We start from the raw sequence: 15,982 nt of genomic DNA on the forward strand, positions 1-15,982 counted from the left end.
GGCGGCCAAAAAACCACTCAATCTAAACGAAATCCCCAATTAAAACTGCACCTTCTGCAGCGGAGAAAAAATCATATCCTCCACCCCGCTGATCTTTACCCCAATCCGTGCAAAAACATAATTCTGCGTCGGAACAATCGTCGGAACAGCAACCGAAAAACTCAAATTATTCAAATCCGCAAGCGCAGCACCCGTCAATTCCTGGTTGGCTAAATTGTTACTCCCATCAACAAACTGCGTCTTATTAATATACAACACCGCCCTTTCAATATCCTTCGCATTAACATCCGTAATGATCTTTTCCAGCTTACAACTCGCATTCACCTTACCAGAAGCCGCCGTAAAAACACTATTCCGCACCATATAATAAGGCATCACCTCTATATCCATCGTCTTGCTCCCACTCATAATCACCGCCACCGTATCCTGTGCACCCTGCCCATTCTTTGGCCATAAAAACGGTCCCTGGTTCGCAGAAAACACCAGCTTATAATTCCCATCAAACAATTTCGCAGAATAATGCCCTTCCTGGTCAATATTCACATTAATAGCACCGCTCTTTCCAAAACCCGGCTGCCACAATTCAAAATAAACATTCCCGTACTGCACATTAATCGCTTCCCCTTTATAAACAATCCTGCCGTTAAAATCTGTAGCCGGCGCATCATAATTATCTTTCTTGCAAGAACCCAAAAAGAGCACCAGCAACGCAGCAGTTAAAAAATAAAATCTAGGTTTCATATCTGTATCTTTAAACTTATTGATTAGGATTTTTAACAATTTTCGGATTTCTGTTGATGATATCCTGATTGATCAACGAATAGTAATTCCCTAAACGGAAGCGGTGTGCCGCAGTAACCTTACTTGGTTTGACCAACTTAAACACATACTTACCATCATTGGCATCACCCGGATTATAATATTTATAAGGCCATAAACCAAACACCTGCGTATTCGTTCTTGCAGCAACACCGATATTGGTCGCATTGGTAAAATCAGCAACAGACATCGCATTTCCATTCCAGGCCTTATCCGCAAGCCGCCACCTTTTCATATCCCAAAGCTCATGCCCTTCAAAAGCCAGTTCTACCCTACGCTCATGAACCAAACGATCCAAACTCATATCACCCGCAGTCAATGCCGTGGTCAAACCAGCCCTGTCCCGAACAGGCTTCAGATAATCTGCAGCCCCCTGAGCATCACCTAAAGCAAAAGAAGCTTCAGCAGCATTCAACAACACTTCCGCATACCGGTACCTGATCCACCAAACCTCACTACGGGTACCAATCTGACCAGAACCCGTAGCCGGATCCAAATACTTACGTACATAAAAACCAGACTGCGCACTAAACTCCAATCCATCAATAGGCCCGTCTGCGCCCACCACCTGCACCGTTCCAGGTTTACCAGGAAGCACATCTTTCTTGGTCTGCCCAAAATTATCTCCGGTGATGATCGTTCCATTGGCCAACATATAACCCGCCCAGATATCTACCGTTTTATTCTTAAACTGCGTTCCAGGAAGAATCACCGTACCTGCCAGCCTGGCATCTCTTCCAGCAAAAATATCCGTAATCCCCGTATAATACACCGGGTTCCCAGAAGCATCCACACTCGCCAAAGAAGCATAAGTATTGTCTAACTTTTCAAAAGACTGCACTAAATTCAAAGAAGGGTTCAAACGCCCACCCTGCTGTTCTTCAGCAGAAGACCGAGGCTGATTATTAATCGTATACCCATGTACCTTATTGGTCTTCAATTTGAAATCTTTAGCAAAGATCACCTCCGGATTATTGGCCTTATCCGTAAAAAGGCTCGAGAAATTATCCGACAAATTCGGATTCTTCTTGTATAAAGAATACTGTCCGTCGCTGATGATCTCTTTTGCCGCCTGCAAAGATTTCTGGTAATAAGCCGTCGCCATAGAGGCAGGTATACCCACTTCTCCACCCGGCAAACTCACCTGTCCAGTCGACACACCATATTTAGCAATAGAAGCCGCATATAAAGCCGCCCGAGATTCCATAGCCAAAGCCGCACCTTTAGTCGCCCGGCTTTGCGTACCAGCCGAATTTGGAAGCTTATTTTTAACCGCCTCCAGTTCACTGATCACAAAATCATAGATCTCCGATTCTTTAGCACGGGCATGCTGAAGATAAGTCGGATCACCACTGTAATTATATTCCATAGGCTCCGTAATCAAAGGAACACCACCCATTCTTTTAACCAGCTCAAAATACACACCCGCCCTGATAAAACGAGCTTCAGCAATAAAACGGTTCTTATCTGCCTCACTCAATGCAGTCGCTTCCTGGCCTCTTTTCAAAAACACATTCAGGTCTCTGATATAGCCATAATCCCACCAGTTCCAGTTGTCATAACCAAATTCAGCATTCTGATGACGTCCATAATCTCCACCGTTGGAAGCAAAAGCCTCATCAAAATCCGTAAACTCCCACCAGGATTCAATGGTTTGGAAATCAGGATAACGGTCATAAAGGTCACCAATCACAGAAAGAACCAGATTCGGATCCTTCCAGGTGGCTTCTACGCTAAGCGTATTCGTTGGTTGTTTATTTAAATATTCAGAATCTTTTTTACAGGATTGTCCAAAAGTCAGCAGGACGATGGCAAACCAGGCATATCTTATATTTTTCATAACTAAGTCTTATTTTGATCGATTGATGATTAGAGGGCTAATTTGATTCCTATATTAAAAAACTTGTTTTGCGGATACTGCAAACCATTATCGTCTGCAATTTCCGGGTCAACCCCAAAACTTTTCAGGTTATCGATAGAAAACAAATTGTAGCCATTCAGGTAAACCCTTGCATTTTGAACCTTGATTTTCTCCAGCCATCTCTTAGGCAAGGTATAACCAAACTCAATTGTCCTGGCCCTCAGATAACGCACATTGTGCAACCAAAAAGTAGAATTCCTGTTGTAATTGCTATGGCCGCCTTCATTAAAACGTAAAGCAGGATATTTACCCGCCACCCAAGGACTATTCAAATCATAAGGATCGGTCCGGTGCCAGCTATCGTCAGCAAAACTTTGCAATAAAGCGCCCGTATTTTGAAATGCCCAGCGCTGTTCATAGTTCTGATTCCAGGAATACAAAGACCCACCAGAAAAATCTGCAGAGAAATCAAAATTTTTGTAACTCAGACCAATACTAAAGCCAAACATAATATTGGGCTGGCCAGTTGTCGTATAACCAATAGGCCTTTCATCATAACCATCAATTACACCATCCCCATTCTGGTCCTTATAAATCAAATCCCCTGGCAACAAAGTGCTGTTTCCTTTACCATCAATATTCACTTTGTAATTGTTGATCTCATCCACACTCTTAAACTGTCCGGTCACCTCATAGCCCCAGAAAATATTGTTATAGCGGTTTTCTATTGAATTCCTGTATTGATCCAGGGAGTTGTTGAAACGTGGCTTGTAAGATTCCAGGAATTTGCTCCTGGACAAAGAAAAGTTTCCACCAACAGTATATCCAAACTCCCCTATTTTATTCTGATAGTTCAGAGAAAACTCCCCGCCATATTGCGCATCACTGTTTACATTCTCATCCGAAAGATTATAACCCAATTCAGCAGGTACCAAAATATCATTCTTAGTGCCTCTAAGGCCCGTACGTTTCCTATAGAAGTAATCAAACGTACCCGTCAGTTTCGTTTTAAAGAGAGAGAAATCTGCTCCAATATCTGTGATACGGCTTTTAAACCAGGTCAGGTTGTTCACAATCGGGCCTTTATCCCTTGAGGTCGTAATCGTTTTCCCATCCAGGATAACGGTTCCCGCATTATAGTTGTATCCTGGAATATAAGCAAAGGGGTTAATATTAATATTATCGTCACCCAGTTGACCATAAGAAGCCCTGAATTTTAAATCATCCAGAACCGAGTTTTCTCCCAGTAATGACTTCATAAAGCCCTCCTGCGTAATTCTCCAGCCAATAGATGCCGAAGGAAAATAACCTACCCTTCTGTCTGGTGCAAATTTCCAGGAAGCATCCCTTCTACCCGAAACCTCCAGATAATATTTATTCGCATAATTATAATTCAAACGGGAAACATACCCGATTCTAGCCTCTTCCTCCTGTACATCCTGAAAATCCTGACCATCCATATCTGCAAACTGTAAAACAGGCAAAACATTGGTCTGCGGAACCGCATGCTGGAAAGTATAGGTGCGGAAACGATCCAAACGCTCCGCAAGCAATATGCCGCCCACCGTATGCTTTCCAAAAGTCCGGTTATACGTAGCCTGTAGCTGATAGGTATTCGTTATAACCTTTTCATTACGACGCTCCCGATAAGGATTAGAACTCCCTACCTTCTCTTCATACGTATCTGTATCCGGATGATACGTATAAACATTATACGTGTACTCGTGTCCGTTCACCACATTATCCGCTATATAATAAGAATACAAGCCTTTTATACTTAAACCCGTAATCGGCGTATCATAAGTTGCAGACAAATTGGTTTGCAATACCCTCCAGTCAGACTTCCAGTAACCCGTCAAGGCCTTGCTTTGTACCGCAAACTGCTCCGTATTATGACCAATATCATTAGGGTATAATGGATTTCCGTTCGCATAAGCCAGTTCAGTAGGCCGGTTTCTCAGCAAAGCAAAACGCGCAGCCCAGTAATCATCCCCACCAGGTACACCCGGCTGATCACGGGTTTCAATCCGGCCATTAATGAGCATATTCACCTTGAAACGATCACTGATCTTAGCTTCCACATTACTTTGAATATTTGTACGGTTAAAATCAAACTCCCTCTCCTTACCATAAACCGCCTTCTGGTCCAAATGCGTAGCAGACAGGTAGTAAGTGATCTTATCCGTACCTCCCGAAGCATTCAAATTCACCGAATACTGCGGCGCATTCGGAACAATGATTAAATCCTTCCAATTCTGGCTCTGATAACCATATTCCGTTCCAGCTTTCCATTTCTCCAGTTCAGCCCGTGTAATATCTGTTTTCCCCGCCGAATTCAGTTCTGCAGTCGCCTTGCCCAACATCCACTGATAAGCATTAGTCGTTTCCGGAAAACGCACCCAGTTTTGCCAGCCCGTATAAGCATCAACCGTAAAAGTATTTCTGCTATTATTAGTACCCTTCTTAGTCGTCACAATAATAACCCCATTGGCAGAACGGCTTCCATAAATCGCCGCAGAAGCATCCTTCAATACCGTTATACTTTCAATATCCGTTGGAGAGATATTGTTAAACTGACCCGCATCCTGCTGGATACCATCAATCACATACAAAGGATCACCCATATTCCTGATCTGGATAGCCGCACTAGATCCAGGCCGGCCATCCGGCATCCTGAAAGACACACCAGGCAGTTTACCAGCAAGACCAGTACTCACGGTAGAACCACCATGTACCTTCTCAAAATCCTTACTGGTAATCGTCGCAATAGCCCCGGTAATGGCCTCCTTTTTCTGCGTGCCATAACCCACCACCACCACATCTTCCAGGCTGTTCGCAGCAGGCTTCAGCGATACATTAATCTGGCTTCGGCCATTCACCTCCACCTCTTTCTGATCATAACCAACATAAATAAATACCAATGTCGCATTCTTATCATCAAGGTTAACACTATAATTACCATTCTTATCGGTTGTGGCCCCTCCCTTGCCATTTTTGATCTTGACACTCACTCCAATCAATGTTTCGCCAGACTCATCCTTAACCGTTCCGGTTACTTTAAAAGCTTGTTGGGCACTCGCAGCAAAAGAAATCATCAAAAAAGAAAAACCCGCCACAAACGTGATCAAGAAACTCCTAAACAAAGACGATTTCCAAAATAGGCACCATTCAAAAGACATGTTCGTTGAATAAGCACGTAGACTTCTGTTCATAAGGTTTAAATTTGGTTTCCCAAATATTGATCTTTTAGCCTTACGCTCCCCTACAGATTTGTATCAAGTTTTCTGCAATTTGTCTCGATTTTACAGAGTATTACGCCCATTAGGCAATAATGTATTTATAATATTTTCTTTATCATTACACAATCTAAATTAATTTCAAAAAGTCTTTCCAAAGGTTAAGCCAGAAGTTGATTTCTTTTGGTATTATAATAACGAAGATAACTAGCTCTGGCTTGATCAGAAAGATAAGATTGTGAAATTAACAATGATACAAGCGGTTGACGTTCCAAAAATGCAGACATTATTTTTTCTATTCTAGTTTCCTGAACACCAATTCTTTTCCCAAATTCGATAAAATCTGCCTTCCCCACATGCCCCGTTCTCCTTTTCGCCACAGACTTATAATCATCAGCAAAAAGTCCCTTATCCAGACCAAAATCGGAGTCTTTTACATGGATTTTTGTATTCAACAAATCATAGGCTGGGCTTAATCGAAAATCACCCTGCGAGGTCTCCAACAACGCAAAGTTTTTAAGATGCGCATCTCCATTAGAAAACAAATAATTAAAGAGCACAAGCTGAAAATATTTCTCAATTTCAATTCTCCATGCAGGAACAAATTGTCTGATCAACCCGCCTAACTCTTCATAACTATAATGATATTTATAATCCGGTCCACTACTGTCTTTTGATTTTCCAGCCAGACTGGCAAAATCTTCTTTCCTCCATTTTTCACCATTAGATTTCACATCAAACCTTAATGTAATATAGGCAGGTTCCCCTCCCTCAAAAAAAACAAGAGCATTTTCAGCAGTAGAGATTTTATATACCTGTCTAGCAATTTGCATGGTTAGATGCTCATTTGCCGGCACCTGATCAACTAGTGAAACATCGCGGGGAATTGGCTTTAAAATATATGTACCCTGCTCTCCCTCATTAGTTAATCGAAGTTCTTTTTTCTCCAACAACAACGATAACTTTTCCTGCACTCCAGAAATGGAAATCCGCTTCCGGTTCTCTATAAATTTTTCCGCATCTTCTTCGCTAGATTTTGGAGAATGGTATGGCAAGATATGACTAACCTTTTTACCACCAAACATCCTTTTCAATGCCAACGGACTATAGGTATGAAATCCTGTTGCAAGGGTTCCCGGGCAGTTGTTTATTTCAGGTAGATTCATTTATTCAAAGGCTTTACAGTAATTGCACCTACAGTATCAGAGCCCGCAGTAGCCAATAACAAACCAAATGAATCTTCCTCATCAATCTGGAGTTGCCTGCTTTGTAGCTTTTTGTTGACCCCTTCGGCTAACATATTATAGAAGAAAGGAAATAGATAAGCTGAATGAAATTTTCTTTGTTTTTTTGGCAGGGTCAAACTAACCTCTGGTGCCATAGGGTCGGTATAATATTCCTGTTCGTACTCAAAAGTGTAGCTATTATCCTCTTCTTCCGTTAAGACTCCAGCAAGTCTGCGATTACAATAAACGGTTGCCTGTCTCATCATTTAATTGTTTAATATCCATTCTAAGCCTTAACCCCAGCACATCAGCAATTCGGGTAAGAATATCTAAAGAAGGATTAGCCTCCCCCCTCTCTATTTTATAAATAGTATTTTTGCTAACGCCGGCGAGTTCCGCCAAATGAGGTTGGGTGATTTTTAACTCCTTCCTTCTAAACTTTATAGATTCACCTATCGACAATAACATTATAATGTGATTTTTAATAAAAATAAGTATTATAATTGTATAAAACAAACAAAAATCACATCATAATGTGATTTTAAATGTTAATCTACCAAATGGTCCGCACTATTTCCCGGTCTGCACCCAAGAAAAGTATGATTTCATGATCAAGCCTCAGGATCTGTAAGATCCAGCGAGATCAGAAATCATATTTTTCACCCTTATCCATATCATTCATTACTAATAAACGATATCTTTCATTACTAACAAATAAAACTTATATTTGCACATAAACAATTCAAAAGCAAATGCTTAGACAAGACCAAATAGCAACCGTTTTAGATGCACAGCAAAAATCTTTCTTAAAAAAGGACTCCACCTTGTCCAGAGAAGTACTTAAACAAGTTCCTATTCTATCAAGTTTTGCAACCATAATATCCGGCGTACGTCGATGTGGCAAAAGCACCCTCCTTTTACAGATCATTAAAGACAAATACGAAAACGCATTATATTTTAATTTCGAAGATCTCCGTTTAGTTGGCTTTGAAACCACTGATTTAATCCGCTTTCAACAAGAAGTAGAAAAAAGAGGAGTTACTGTACTCTTCTTTGATGAAATACAATTAATCAGCAAATGGGAGATCTTTGTACACCAACTATTGCGCGAAGGCTACACCGTATTTATTAGCGGATCAAACGCCTCCCTTTTAAGTAAGGAATTAGGTACCCACTTAACAGGTCGTCATGTTTCCATGGAGATGTTCCCCTTTTCTTATACAGAGTATCTTACTTTTAAAAGTGAGACAGCCAACCCTAACTCTCTCCGGGCATACCTTCAATCCGGCGGTTTTCCAGAGTTTGTAAAAACAGGTGCAGAATTGATACTGCAAAGTTTGATGGAAGACATTTTGGTACGCGACATCGCGGTGCGACATTCCATTAGAGAAGTAGAATCTCTGAAGCAATTAGCTGTTTATTTAATTTCCAACGTAGGCACATTAGTTTCTGCGAATAAATTAACAGATCTGTTCGGGATCAAATCAAGCGCGACTATATTAGAATATTTTGCATGGCTAAAGAACGCCTATTTAATTGAATTCCTGCCCCTTTTCAGTTACTCTTTAAAAGTTCAGGCCAGGAATCCTAAAAAAGTATATGCTATCGATACCGGCCTGATTTCGGCTACCTCTACCGCATTCAGTGAAAATGTGGGCCACAAATTAGAAAACCTGATTTATCTCCACCTCCGCAGAAAAAGCAAAGAACTCTATTATTATAAAGAAAAAGGAGAATGCGACTTTATAAGCTTCAACAAAGGAAAAGCACAAGAAGCTGTACAAGTATGCTACCAGATAGATGACAATAACTTCAAACGAGAGTATAACGGACTTCTGGAAGCATTAAAATTTTTCAAACTATCAGAAGGAACTATTGTGACCTTAGACCAGACAGATCTTTTCGAAGAAGATGGCTTTGTAATCAAACTTATCCCAGCACACGAGTATCTATCTCAATAACGAATACCTTATTATCACTGCTAATTTCTTTTAATATCTCTATTGCACGATCAATTTTTACAGTGCCATTTACAGTGTCATCTTCAGTGCCATTTATGGTGCCACGTTAAATTTTCAAAGTCATTTTTTACTCAACAACCTAATTCAGCAATAAACACCAATCACACACCAACTCCCGTCTGCACCCAAGAAAAGTATGATTTCTGATCTCGCTGGATCTTACAGATCCTGAGGCTTGATCATGAAATCATACTTTTCACTCCCATGAATTTATGATACAAATGAAACTTCGATATATTTCAAACAAAGTTTACGATATACCGTAAACTTTGTTATATTTATAAAAAGTTTACGATATACATGAAACTCATACAAAGGCCGATTTATACAACCCGGATAATACCCTTTATCAACAAACAGGTTATTAAAGTTCTTACAGGACAGAGACGTGTAGGCAAAAGCTATGTAATGCTTCAATTAATGGAACATATCCGTAATACGGATCAACAAGCCAACATTATCTACATTAACATGGAATTAGATGATTATATCCACATCAGAACCCATGTAGATTTAAGTGCATATCTTAAAGATAAGTTTATTGAAGGCAAGAATAATTATTTTTTCATTGATGAAGTACAAGAAGTACAAGAGTTTGAAAGAACCTTACGAAGCCTATTAGCCAAAGGGACTTGTGATATTTATTGTACAGGTAGCAATGCAAATATGCTATCAGGGGAATTGGCAACTTATTTAGCCGGCAGATATCTAGTATTCCACATCCATAGCCTAAGTTATCAAGAGTTTTTACAATTTCACCAACTTGAAAACAAACTTGAATCACTCCTGCTCTATCTGCAGTATGGCGGGATGCCTTTTCTACCCAGCATAGGATTAAGAGAGGACTTGCCTTATGAGTATTTGCGTAATGTTTACTCTACAATTCTGCTAAAAGATGTCGTGGCCAGAGAGAACATCCGGAACGTTTCTTTTTTAGAAAACCTGGTCGCTTATCTTGCAGACAATATTGGTAGCTTATTTTCCGCCAGTAACATCAGTAAGTATCTAAAATCACAAAAGGTCGACATCTCACCACAACTTACCATTAGCTACTTACGGGCGCTTTCCAATACATTTTTTGTACATAAAGCCGTCAGATCAGAAATAGGAGGATTAAAAATCTTTGAAATCGGTGAGAAATACTATTTTGAGGATATGGGCTTACGCAATGCCATTGTAGGTTTTAATCAACGCGCCGACATTCATAAACTCATGGAAAATGCTGTTTATTTATATTTAAAACAACAAAACTATCAGGTCTTTGTGGGTAAACTTGGAGACAAAGAGATCGACTTCGTAGGAGATAAAAACGGAGCAAAAATCTATGTTCAGGTATGCCTTACCATAATCGATGAAAGTACAGCGAACAGGGAGTTTGGTAATCTTTTGAAAATTGAGGATAACTACCCAAAATACGTAATCACATTAAATGACATCTTGATTGGCCAAGGTAAAGATGGAATTATTCAAAAAAACCTGATAGATTTCCTAACAGAACAACTTTAAATTACACACCCTATCCGGTCCGCACCAAAAAAAATATGATTTCATGATCAAGCCTCAGGATCTGTAAGATCCAGCGCGATCAGAAATCATATTTTTCATCACAAAACAACCAGACATCTATTTACGATACACATGAAACTTTAATGTATTTTAAGAAAAGTTTACGGTATACATGAAACTTATACGGAGGGAATTCCTTTCGATAAGTAGGTATGGATTTCTCTGGTCGAAACTGAATGCGTGTATAAGCATAAGTTCACAGACAAAGAGCAAGCAACACTCATATAGTTAAAAAAGTATTGACGAAAGCAGAGGCCCCATACCATGCCAGATATATTAAAATTTGCGAAAACCCAAGCTATATAGAAGAATTTTATGCCGAACCCCATTATTCAATTGCAAAAAGATACAATACCGATTACTACATTCGATACAAGGTTTTGAAGTATATTTAACTGAAATCATAACAATCTGCTTCGCTGTAAATAACAAAAGTCCGGATATACCGGGCTTCTGTTATTTATCTGTTTTGTAACAATCTAAATTTATAAATCAAGGGTAAAATATTAGTCAATTTTGATCTCCCAAGCTCTTTTCTCGCTTCTATGATCATCATTAATTAAGACAGTATTGTTATCTACCCATTTGAAACCAACATAATAAATAAATTCTCCAAAAGAAGGACTGTCTTGAATAAATAGCTCCCTTCTAATTTCTTTGCCGCTCTTATCTAATAAAATCCAAAATACTTTAAATTCATCTATATCCCACTCACACCAAAGTCCAAATTTATATTGCCTATTTGGTGAAGATTTCAATTTATTTTGGACTAAGAATTTGTATTCCAACTTTGCTTTAACGCATAAATTGACGGTATCTAATAATTGATTAACTTCCCAGCCCTCTTTATTTGCTATAATCATCATACCAGAATGAATCATCTTTAAAAGTATTTCTTTCCTATGATAATTATTATAAGAAAAGTACTTTTCGAAATTTAAATCCAGGTTAACACCTTTACAATCATTCCAATTTGTATAGGTATTAAGTTCTTCTCCCCAGTCATCACTAACAATTATCAAACATTTCTTTACTTTTCCAACTTGATAATCTCCTAAAAAAGACCAATATAGTTCAGAAATACACCAACTCTCTTTATTAAATCTTGCAGAATACTCATGCCTAAATTTTGCTCTTAAATCTATCTGTGATAACGACATATTACTGTTTTTTTGGTTTTGGTCTTATCTGATTAACTGGTCCACGTCCCTCATTTAAGATAGAAAAATCATCAACTTTTGCTTGTTCTGCCTTTAATGCTTCTGCTCTATTAATGATATTATCATCAAGGACATTTCCATAAATATCCGGATCTTTTCCATATTTAGTTCGGATTTTCTGTGCAACTCTAGGAGAGGTTCCATCTTTATTTAATTTCTGTCCGCTTATACCATACTCTAATGGTTCCTCTGATTTAACATTTTTTATCTCGTATAAATGTTGTGTTTTTGTTGACGTTTTTGAATTTCCATTAATGGATTCAGATGGTTTTGCTCCGCTGCTAGCTGCACCATCAATTGTCTCTATCCCCTGAATAATAACAACTCCGGCTGAGAGTACTTTTCCTACCGTTATCTCCTCACCAGAAGTAATTAAATTATCTAATCTATTTATCCCAAATGCTTCAAGAAATGCAAATGAAGCATCAGTAATAGCTGCCTTAATAGGATTAGATTTTTTATAGTGTTCTGGAGCATTTCTTATAAAACCAATTTGATCACCATCTTCATCGCCAGGCCCCCCGTTTCCAACTGGCATCATTCCATCCGGATCAATAAATCTTATTGAATTATTAAATCCATAGTTGTATGGAGAATGCCGCCTCATCTTCTCACTTAACGGATCCACCACATTCCATCTACCTATCTCCGGATCGTAAAACCTTGCTCCATAATCGAGCTGTCCCAGCTCTTCTTGCAACTCCTTGCCGTTATAAAGATACTTGTTCGTTCCAGCTTTTGCAACCAGCGTTTTTCCAAATGGATAATAGTTGGTCTGTTGTAAAACTTCCAGAGCAGCGCTTGGATTCTTGTAGAAACTCAACCGTACATTCCCCAAATTATCCGTCAGGTTATACTCATAACTGTAGGCAGTTCCACTTCTTCTGGCCAGGCCCTCTTCTGTATGGATAATATCAATATTAGCCCCATCGTATTCTATTCCATCAACATAATCCCGGGTTGCTCCATTGCTTGTTTTTCTCAGCTTAGCACCTGTGGCATCATAGGTATAGGCCATGGTTAAACCTGCTTTAGTTACCGTAGCTGGTAAGTTCAACTGGTTATAGGTTAAAGTTACTCCTGTCCTTCCGTCTACTTTGGCATTTCCATTGCCGTCATAAGTATAAAGCCCTGTGGCCAATCCACCAGTCACCTGGTTCAACTTATTGCCTGTACCTGTATAGTCATACGTTCCCAACGATCCGTTTCTGTTTAAACTGGCAATGTTACCCATCACATCATAGGTCAGCACTTCACTCATCACAATGCCTGTACTGGTTCCGCTGAGTAACCTGTTCAGTTTATCATAGCCATAGGTAAAAGTATTGGGATTACTTCCATTAGACCCCCAGCTTTGATTGGCGATATTTCCGTTAAACTGAGCTGTGGTACCATCCTGGTATTTCAGGTCAAAACTAAACTGTGGGGAAGTATAAGTTTTTGTCCAGCCTCTTTCATTATAGGCATAAGTACCTGATTGAAGGAAATTCGTGGTATCACTGCTGTGTACGGATTTCTTGATCAGCTGCCCCAGTTCATTGTAATACATCCTGTTCAGGGCAATCTCTGGTGCACCATTGATGGACTCCCAGGTGGCGAGTTTTCGGCCCATATGGTCCAGATCATAGCGGGTAGCTATAGTGGTAGTCGCTCCATTTCCAACGTGGGTACGTTTGCTCGCTTTCAGCTGCCCAATGAAATCATAGGTATTATCTACCACATCAGTACCACTTACATGGTTTTGGCTTTTGCTTTGGATCACTCTCCCCTCATCATCATAGTAATTAACCGTTAACAGCATCGTGGCTGTTCCAAGGGTATTCACCTTGGTTCCGGTGAGCAGGGTCTTGGTACGGGCAGCAGGCATTTGATCTCCGGTAGGTCCATTAAAGCTGTTCCCTGCAAAAGAATAGTTGTCATAGTAATTGATCACCTGAGGCTCTGTGGCTGTTCGTGGAAAAGCCAGGTTACTATAATCTGAGTTTGGAGCATCCGGTCTGCTTTCCCAAAGGCTGTTGCTTAGCCCATCCGTGCTTACTTCAGTTTGCATGGCTGGTCTGGCCAGGGTGCGGGTATATAAACCAGTAGTTATCACCCTACCGAAAGCATCGTACTTGCTGTAGTTCCATTTACCCAATCCTCTTTGCAGGGAATCCTGGCTCAGTACTACCTGGTCGAGGGTATTGTAGACCAGGTATTCCCAGCCTTTTCCGGGAACCTGTTTTTCGGTTAAGCGTTTGCGTCCATCATAATGGTAACCATAAATGAAGTTCTTAAAGGCGGCATCACTTTCTGTAAAGTTGTTGATGTTGGAGCCGTTTTCATTTACTGCCGGAGGCAATACATAGCGCAGATTGTCCAGGTCATCATATAGGTAATAGGTAGAAAGACTTTTGGTATCGGTTTCCCATACTCTTTTGAGTACCACATGATCTTCAAAATCTTTGTATTCATCTACTGTACCCCCGTTTCCACTCACCCAGTTTTCGTCTTTGATCTTGGTTTTATACAGTTTCCCGTTGGCATAAGTACCTACCGAAGAAGCACCTGAGGAGGTCACTGTCCACAGTTTCACTGGTTCTGCGGAGACATTGGTTCCATATTCACTCACCACGGTTCTCCCTGCTGTAGCCGTACGGCTGGTAGAAGGCTGCCAGGCATCACCAGGTGCACCCTGCTGCTCGACCCGATTTAAAGGACTGGACTCAAAGACCGTGACAGAGAAGGGTGTGGCTGTGGTTTTGATGCCAGCACTACTAGCGTAAAAGGCCGCCTGACCTGCCCCAGTTGTTAAGGCATCGGTGCGGTAAGCGCCACCATTGCTAATCGCGGCATAAGGTTGGTATTTCACGGTTTCTCTTCCAAAAGCATCATAGGCTATGGGTTGTACCATATCCCGGAAGCCTGGGCTTCCCTGCACGGTTACCGTTTGCAGCGGTCTTCCTAACCCATCGATATATTGGACGGTTTGGTTGACCTCGCAGGTGCTGAGGTTTTGCTGGGTATCACCATCGGTGAGAATCCCCTTTCGCTTAAAGGTTTTGGTTAAGATGTAATTCTGGTTGGCACTTACCGTAGTTAAGGTATTGATGGCCGCAACACATTTCTCAAAACTCAGTCCGGTAGTATAGATCCGTACCGTTTTTCCTGATGGAATATAGAAACCAGGCTTTAAGGTAACGCTACCGCGGGCCGTGATTTCTGCTTCATTGTTAAAAATGGACACCTCTCTATCCTGTTCCTGCTGGGCATGAACCGTGAAAGCGGGTGTTAATAATGCTGCCAGGATGGCAAAGGAATATATGATCCGCTTTGTCCTATTTGATTTTGTTTTCATATGGAGAGCTGGTTAGGGTTTATAGTGATAAATGTTGTTCTTGATGATATTTCCGTTCTGGTCTTTCACGTTCTTCAACCGCAGGAATTCATCGTATTCATAATAGGTTGTTTGCCCCTTGGCATCAGTTTGGCTAACCAGTCCGACTAGTGGCTCATACATAAAAGTGGTAACTTGTGCATTTGGAAGCGAGGTACGAAGATTAGCAAGAAAGCTATTAACCTCTGTCGTTATAGGACTAGGCTTTGCACTGAACGTGGCTACAGCGGCTTCACCTCCCAATGCTGAAACTACAGAACTATAATCTGCATTCTTTATTTCTGCTATTGGATATTGTCCATTATAACTCCATACATAATTAATTTTAGCACCTTTTTCTTGGGCAAGGCTCAAAGGATTTCCTTTGTTGTCATAAGCTTCGTAGCGAATACGTGTTTCATCGGTATTTGATACTGTATTGAGTACATCTACGCTTCCGGGTACATAGATATTCGAAAATGGTTGAATGAAATTTCTACGCTCTAAACTTGTTTTGCCATTTTTCACAATCGTTTGTTCAACTACAGGACTAATTATATTTCTGGTAATCATGCCCTGATAGATTCCATTCGGATCCCGTCCTAAGCTCACCATCTCATGCGGATATTTGTAATTAACCTCCCTGGCCAGTCCATCGCTGGTTAAAATTGTTTCCTC

General features: G+C 40.4%; 11 protein-coding genes. 2 read left to right on the forward strand and 9 right to left on the reverse strand.

The genetic code is table 11. From position 1 onward, the window contains the following. Window positions 1-39 precede the first annotated feature (39 nt). The 6 genes from R2S08_RS28340 to R2S08_RS28365 form a co-directional block, all read right to left on the reverse strand. Complete coding sequence (locus tag R2S08_RS28340) at window positions 40-741, reverse strand: DUF3823 domain-containing protein (RefSeq protein WP_316838269.1); 702 nt, start codon at window positions 739-741, stop codon at window positions 40-42. Between the two features lie 16 nt (window positions 742-757). Next, on the reverse strand, window positions 758-2,659 hold the full coding sequence (locus R2S08_RS28345; protein ID WP_316838270.1) for a RagB/SusD family nutrient uptake outer membrane protein: 1,902 nt from the start codon (window positions 2,657-2,659) through the stop codon (window positions 758-760). Window positions 2,660-2,688: 29 nt separating this feature from the next. Further along, window positions 2,689-5,892: a TonB-dependent receptor gene (locus tag R2S08_RS28350; RefSeq protein ID WP_316838271.1), complete on the reverse strand. Its 3,204-nt coding sequence runs from the start codon at window positions 5,890-5,892 to the stop codon at window positions 2,689-2,691. 185 nt (window positions 5,893-6,077) lie between these two features. Then, window positions 6,078-7,001 carry a HipA domain-containing protein gene (locus R2S08_RS28355; protein ID WP_316838272.1) on the reverse strand — a complete coding sequence of 308 codons (924 nt, stop codon included), beginning with the start codon at window positions 6,999-7,001 and terminating at the stop codon, window positions 6,078-6,080. A gap of 77 nt (window positions 7,002-7,078) precedes the next feature. Beyond that, on the reverse strand, window positions 7,079-7,408 hold the full coding sequence (locus tag R2S08_RS28360) for a HipA N-terminal domain-containing protein (protein WP_316838273.1): 330 nt from the start codon (window positions 7,406-7,408) through the stop codon (window positions 7,079-7,081). Beyond that, on the reverse strand, window positions 7,380-7,610 hold the full coding sequence (locus R2S08_RS28365) for a helix-turn-helix transcriptional regulator (RefSeq protein ID WP_316838274.1): 231 nt from the start codon (window positions 7,608-7,610) through the stop codon (window positions 7,380-7,382). Before R2S08_RS28365 ends, R2S08_RS28360 begins: the two co-directional genes overlap by 29 nt. Window positions 7,611-7,894: 284 nt before the next feature. Between R2S08_RS28365 and R2S08_RS28370 the strand changes: the two genes are divergently transcribed. After that, window positions 7,895-9,103: an ATP-binding protein gene (locus R2S08_RS28370; protein ID WP_316838275.1), complete on the forward strand. Its 1,209-nt coding sequence runs from the start codon at window positions 7,895-7,897 to the stop codon at window positions 9,101-9,103. A 360-nt stretch (window positions 9,104-9,463) separates the two neighbouring features. After that, entirely contained in the window at window positions 9,464-10,669 is a 1,206-nt protein-coding gene (locus R2S08_RS28375) for an ATP-binding protein (RefSeq protein WP_316838276.1), read from the forward strand. Between the two features lie 566 nt (window positions 10,670-11,235). Here the strand turns inward: R2S08_RS28375 and R2S08_RS28380 are convergent. The 3 genes from R2S08_RS28380 to R2S08_RS28390 form a co-directional block, all read right to left on the reverse strand. Beyond that, window positions 11,236-11,889: a hypothetical protein gene (locus tag R2S08_RS28380; RefSeq protein ID WP_316838277.1), complete on the reverse strand. Its 654-nt coding sequence runs from the start codon at window positions 11,887-11,889 to the stop codon at window positions 11,236-11,238. 1 nt (window position 11,890) lies between these two features. Then, window positions 11,891-15,286: a DUF6443 domain-containing protein gene (locus R2S08_RS28385; protein WP_316838278.1), complete on the reverse strand. Its 3,396-nt coding sequence runs from the start codon at window positions 15,284-15,286 to the stop codon at window positions 11,891-11,893. A gap of 12 nt (window positions 15,287-15,298) precedes the next feature. Further along, window positions 15,299-15,982 (reverse strand): hypothetical protein (locus tag R2S08_RS28390; RefSeq protein ID WP_316838279.1); only part of this gene is annotated, 684 nt, incomplete at its 5' end.

The sequence above is a fragment of the Pedobacter nutrimenti genome (genome assembly GCF_032678445.1).
GTDB lineage: Bacteria > Bacteroidota > Bacteroidia > Sphingobacteriales > Sphingobacteriaceae > Pedobacter > Pedobacter nutrimenti_A.

Coding starts and splice junctions, on each gene's coding strand:
- R2S08_RS28340 (WP_316838269.1), bottom strand. CDS start 741: ATGAAACCTAGATTTTATTTTTTAACTGCTGCGTTGCTGGTGCTCTTT.
- R2S08_RS28345 (WP_316838270.1), bottom strand. CDS start 2,659: ATGAAAAATATAAGATATGCCTGGTTTGCCATCGTCCTGCTGACTTTT.
- R2S08_RS28350 (WP_316838271.1), bottom strand. CDS start 5,892: ATGAACAGAAGTCTACGTGCTTATTCAACGAACATGTCTTTTGAATGG.
- R2S08_RS28355 (WP_316838272.1), bottom strand. CDS start 7,001: ATGTTTGGTGGTAAAAAGGTTAGTCATATCTTGCCATACCATTCTCCA.
- R2S08_RS28360 (WP_316838273.1), bottom strand. CDS start 7,408: ATGATGAGACAGGCAACCGTTTATTGTAATCGCAGACTTGCTGGAGTC.
- R2S08_RS28365 (WP_316838274.1), bottom strand. CDS start 7,610: ATGTTATTGTCGATAGGTGAATCTATAAAGTTTAGAAGGAAGGAGTTA.
- R2S08_RS28370 (WP_316838275.1), top strand. CDS start 7,895: ATGCTTAGACAAGACCAAATAGCAACCGTTTTAGATGCACAGCAAAAA.
- R2S08_RS28375 (WP_316838276.1), top strand. CDS start 9,464: ATGAAACTCATACAAAGGCCGATTTATACAACCCGGATAATACCCTTT.
- R2S08_RS28380 (WP_316838277.1), bottom strand. CDS start 11,889: ATGTCGTTATCACAGATAGATTTAAGAGCAAAATTTAGGCATGAGTAT.
- R2S08_RS28385 (WP_316838278.1), bottom strand. CDS start 15,286: ATGAAAACAAAATCAAATAGGACAAAGCGGATCATATATTCCTTTGCC.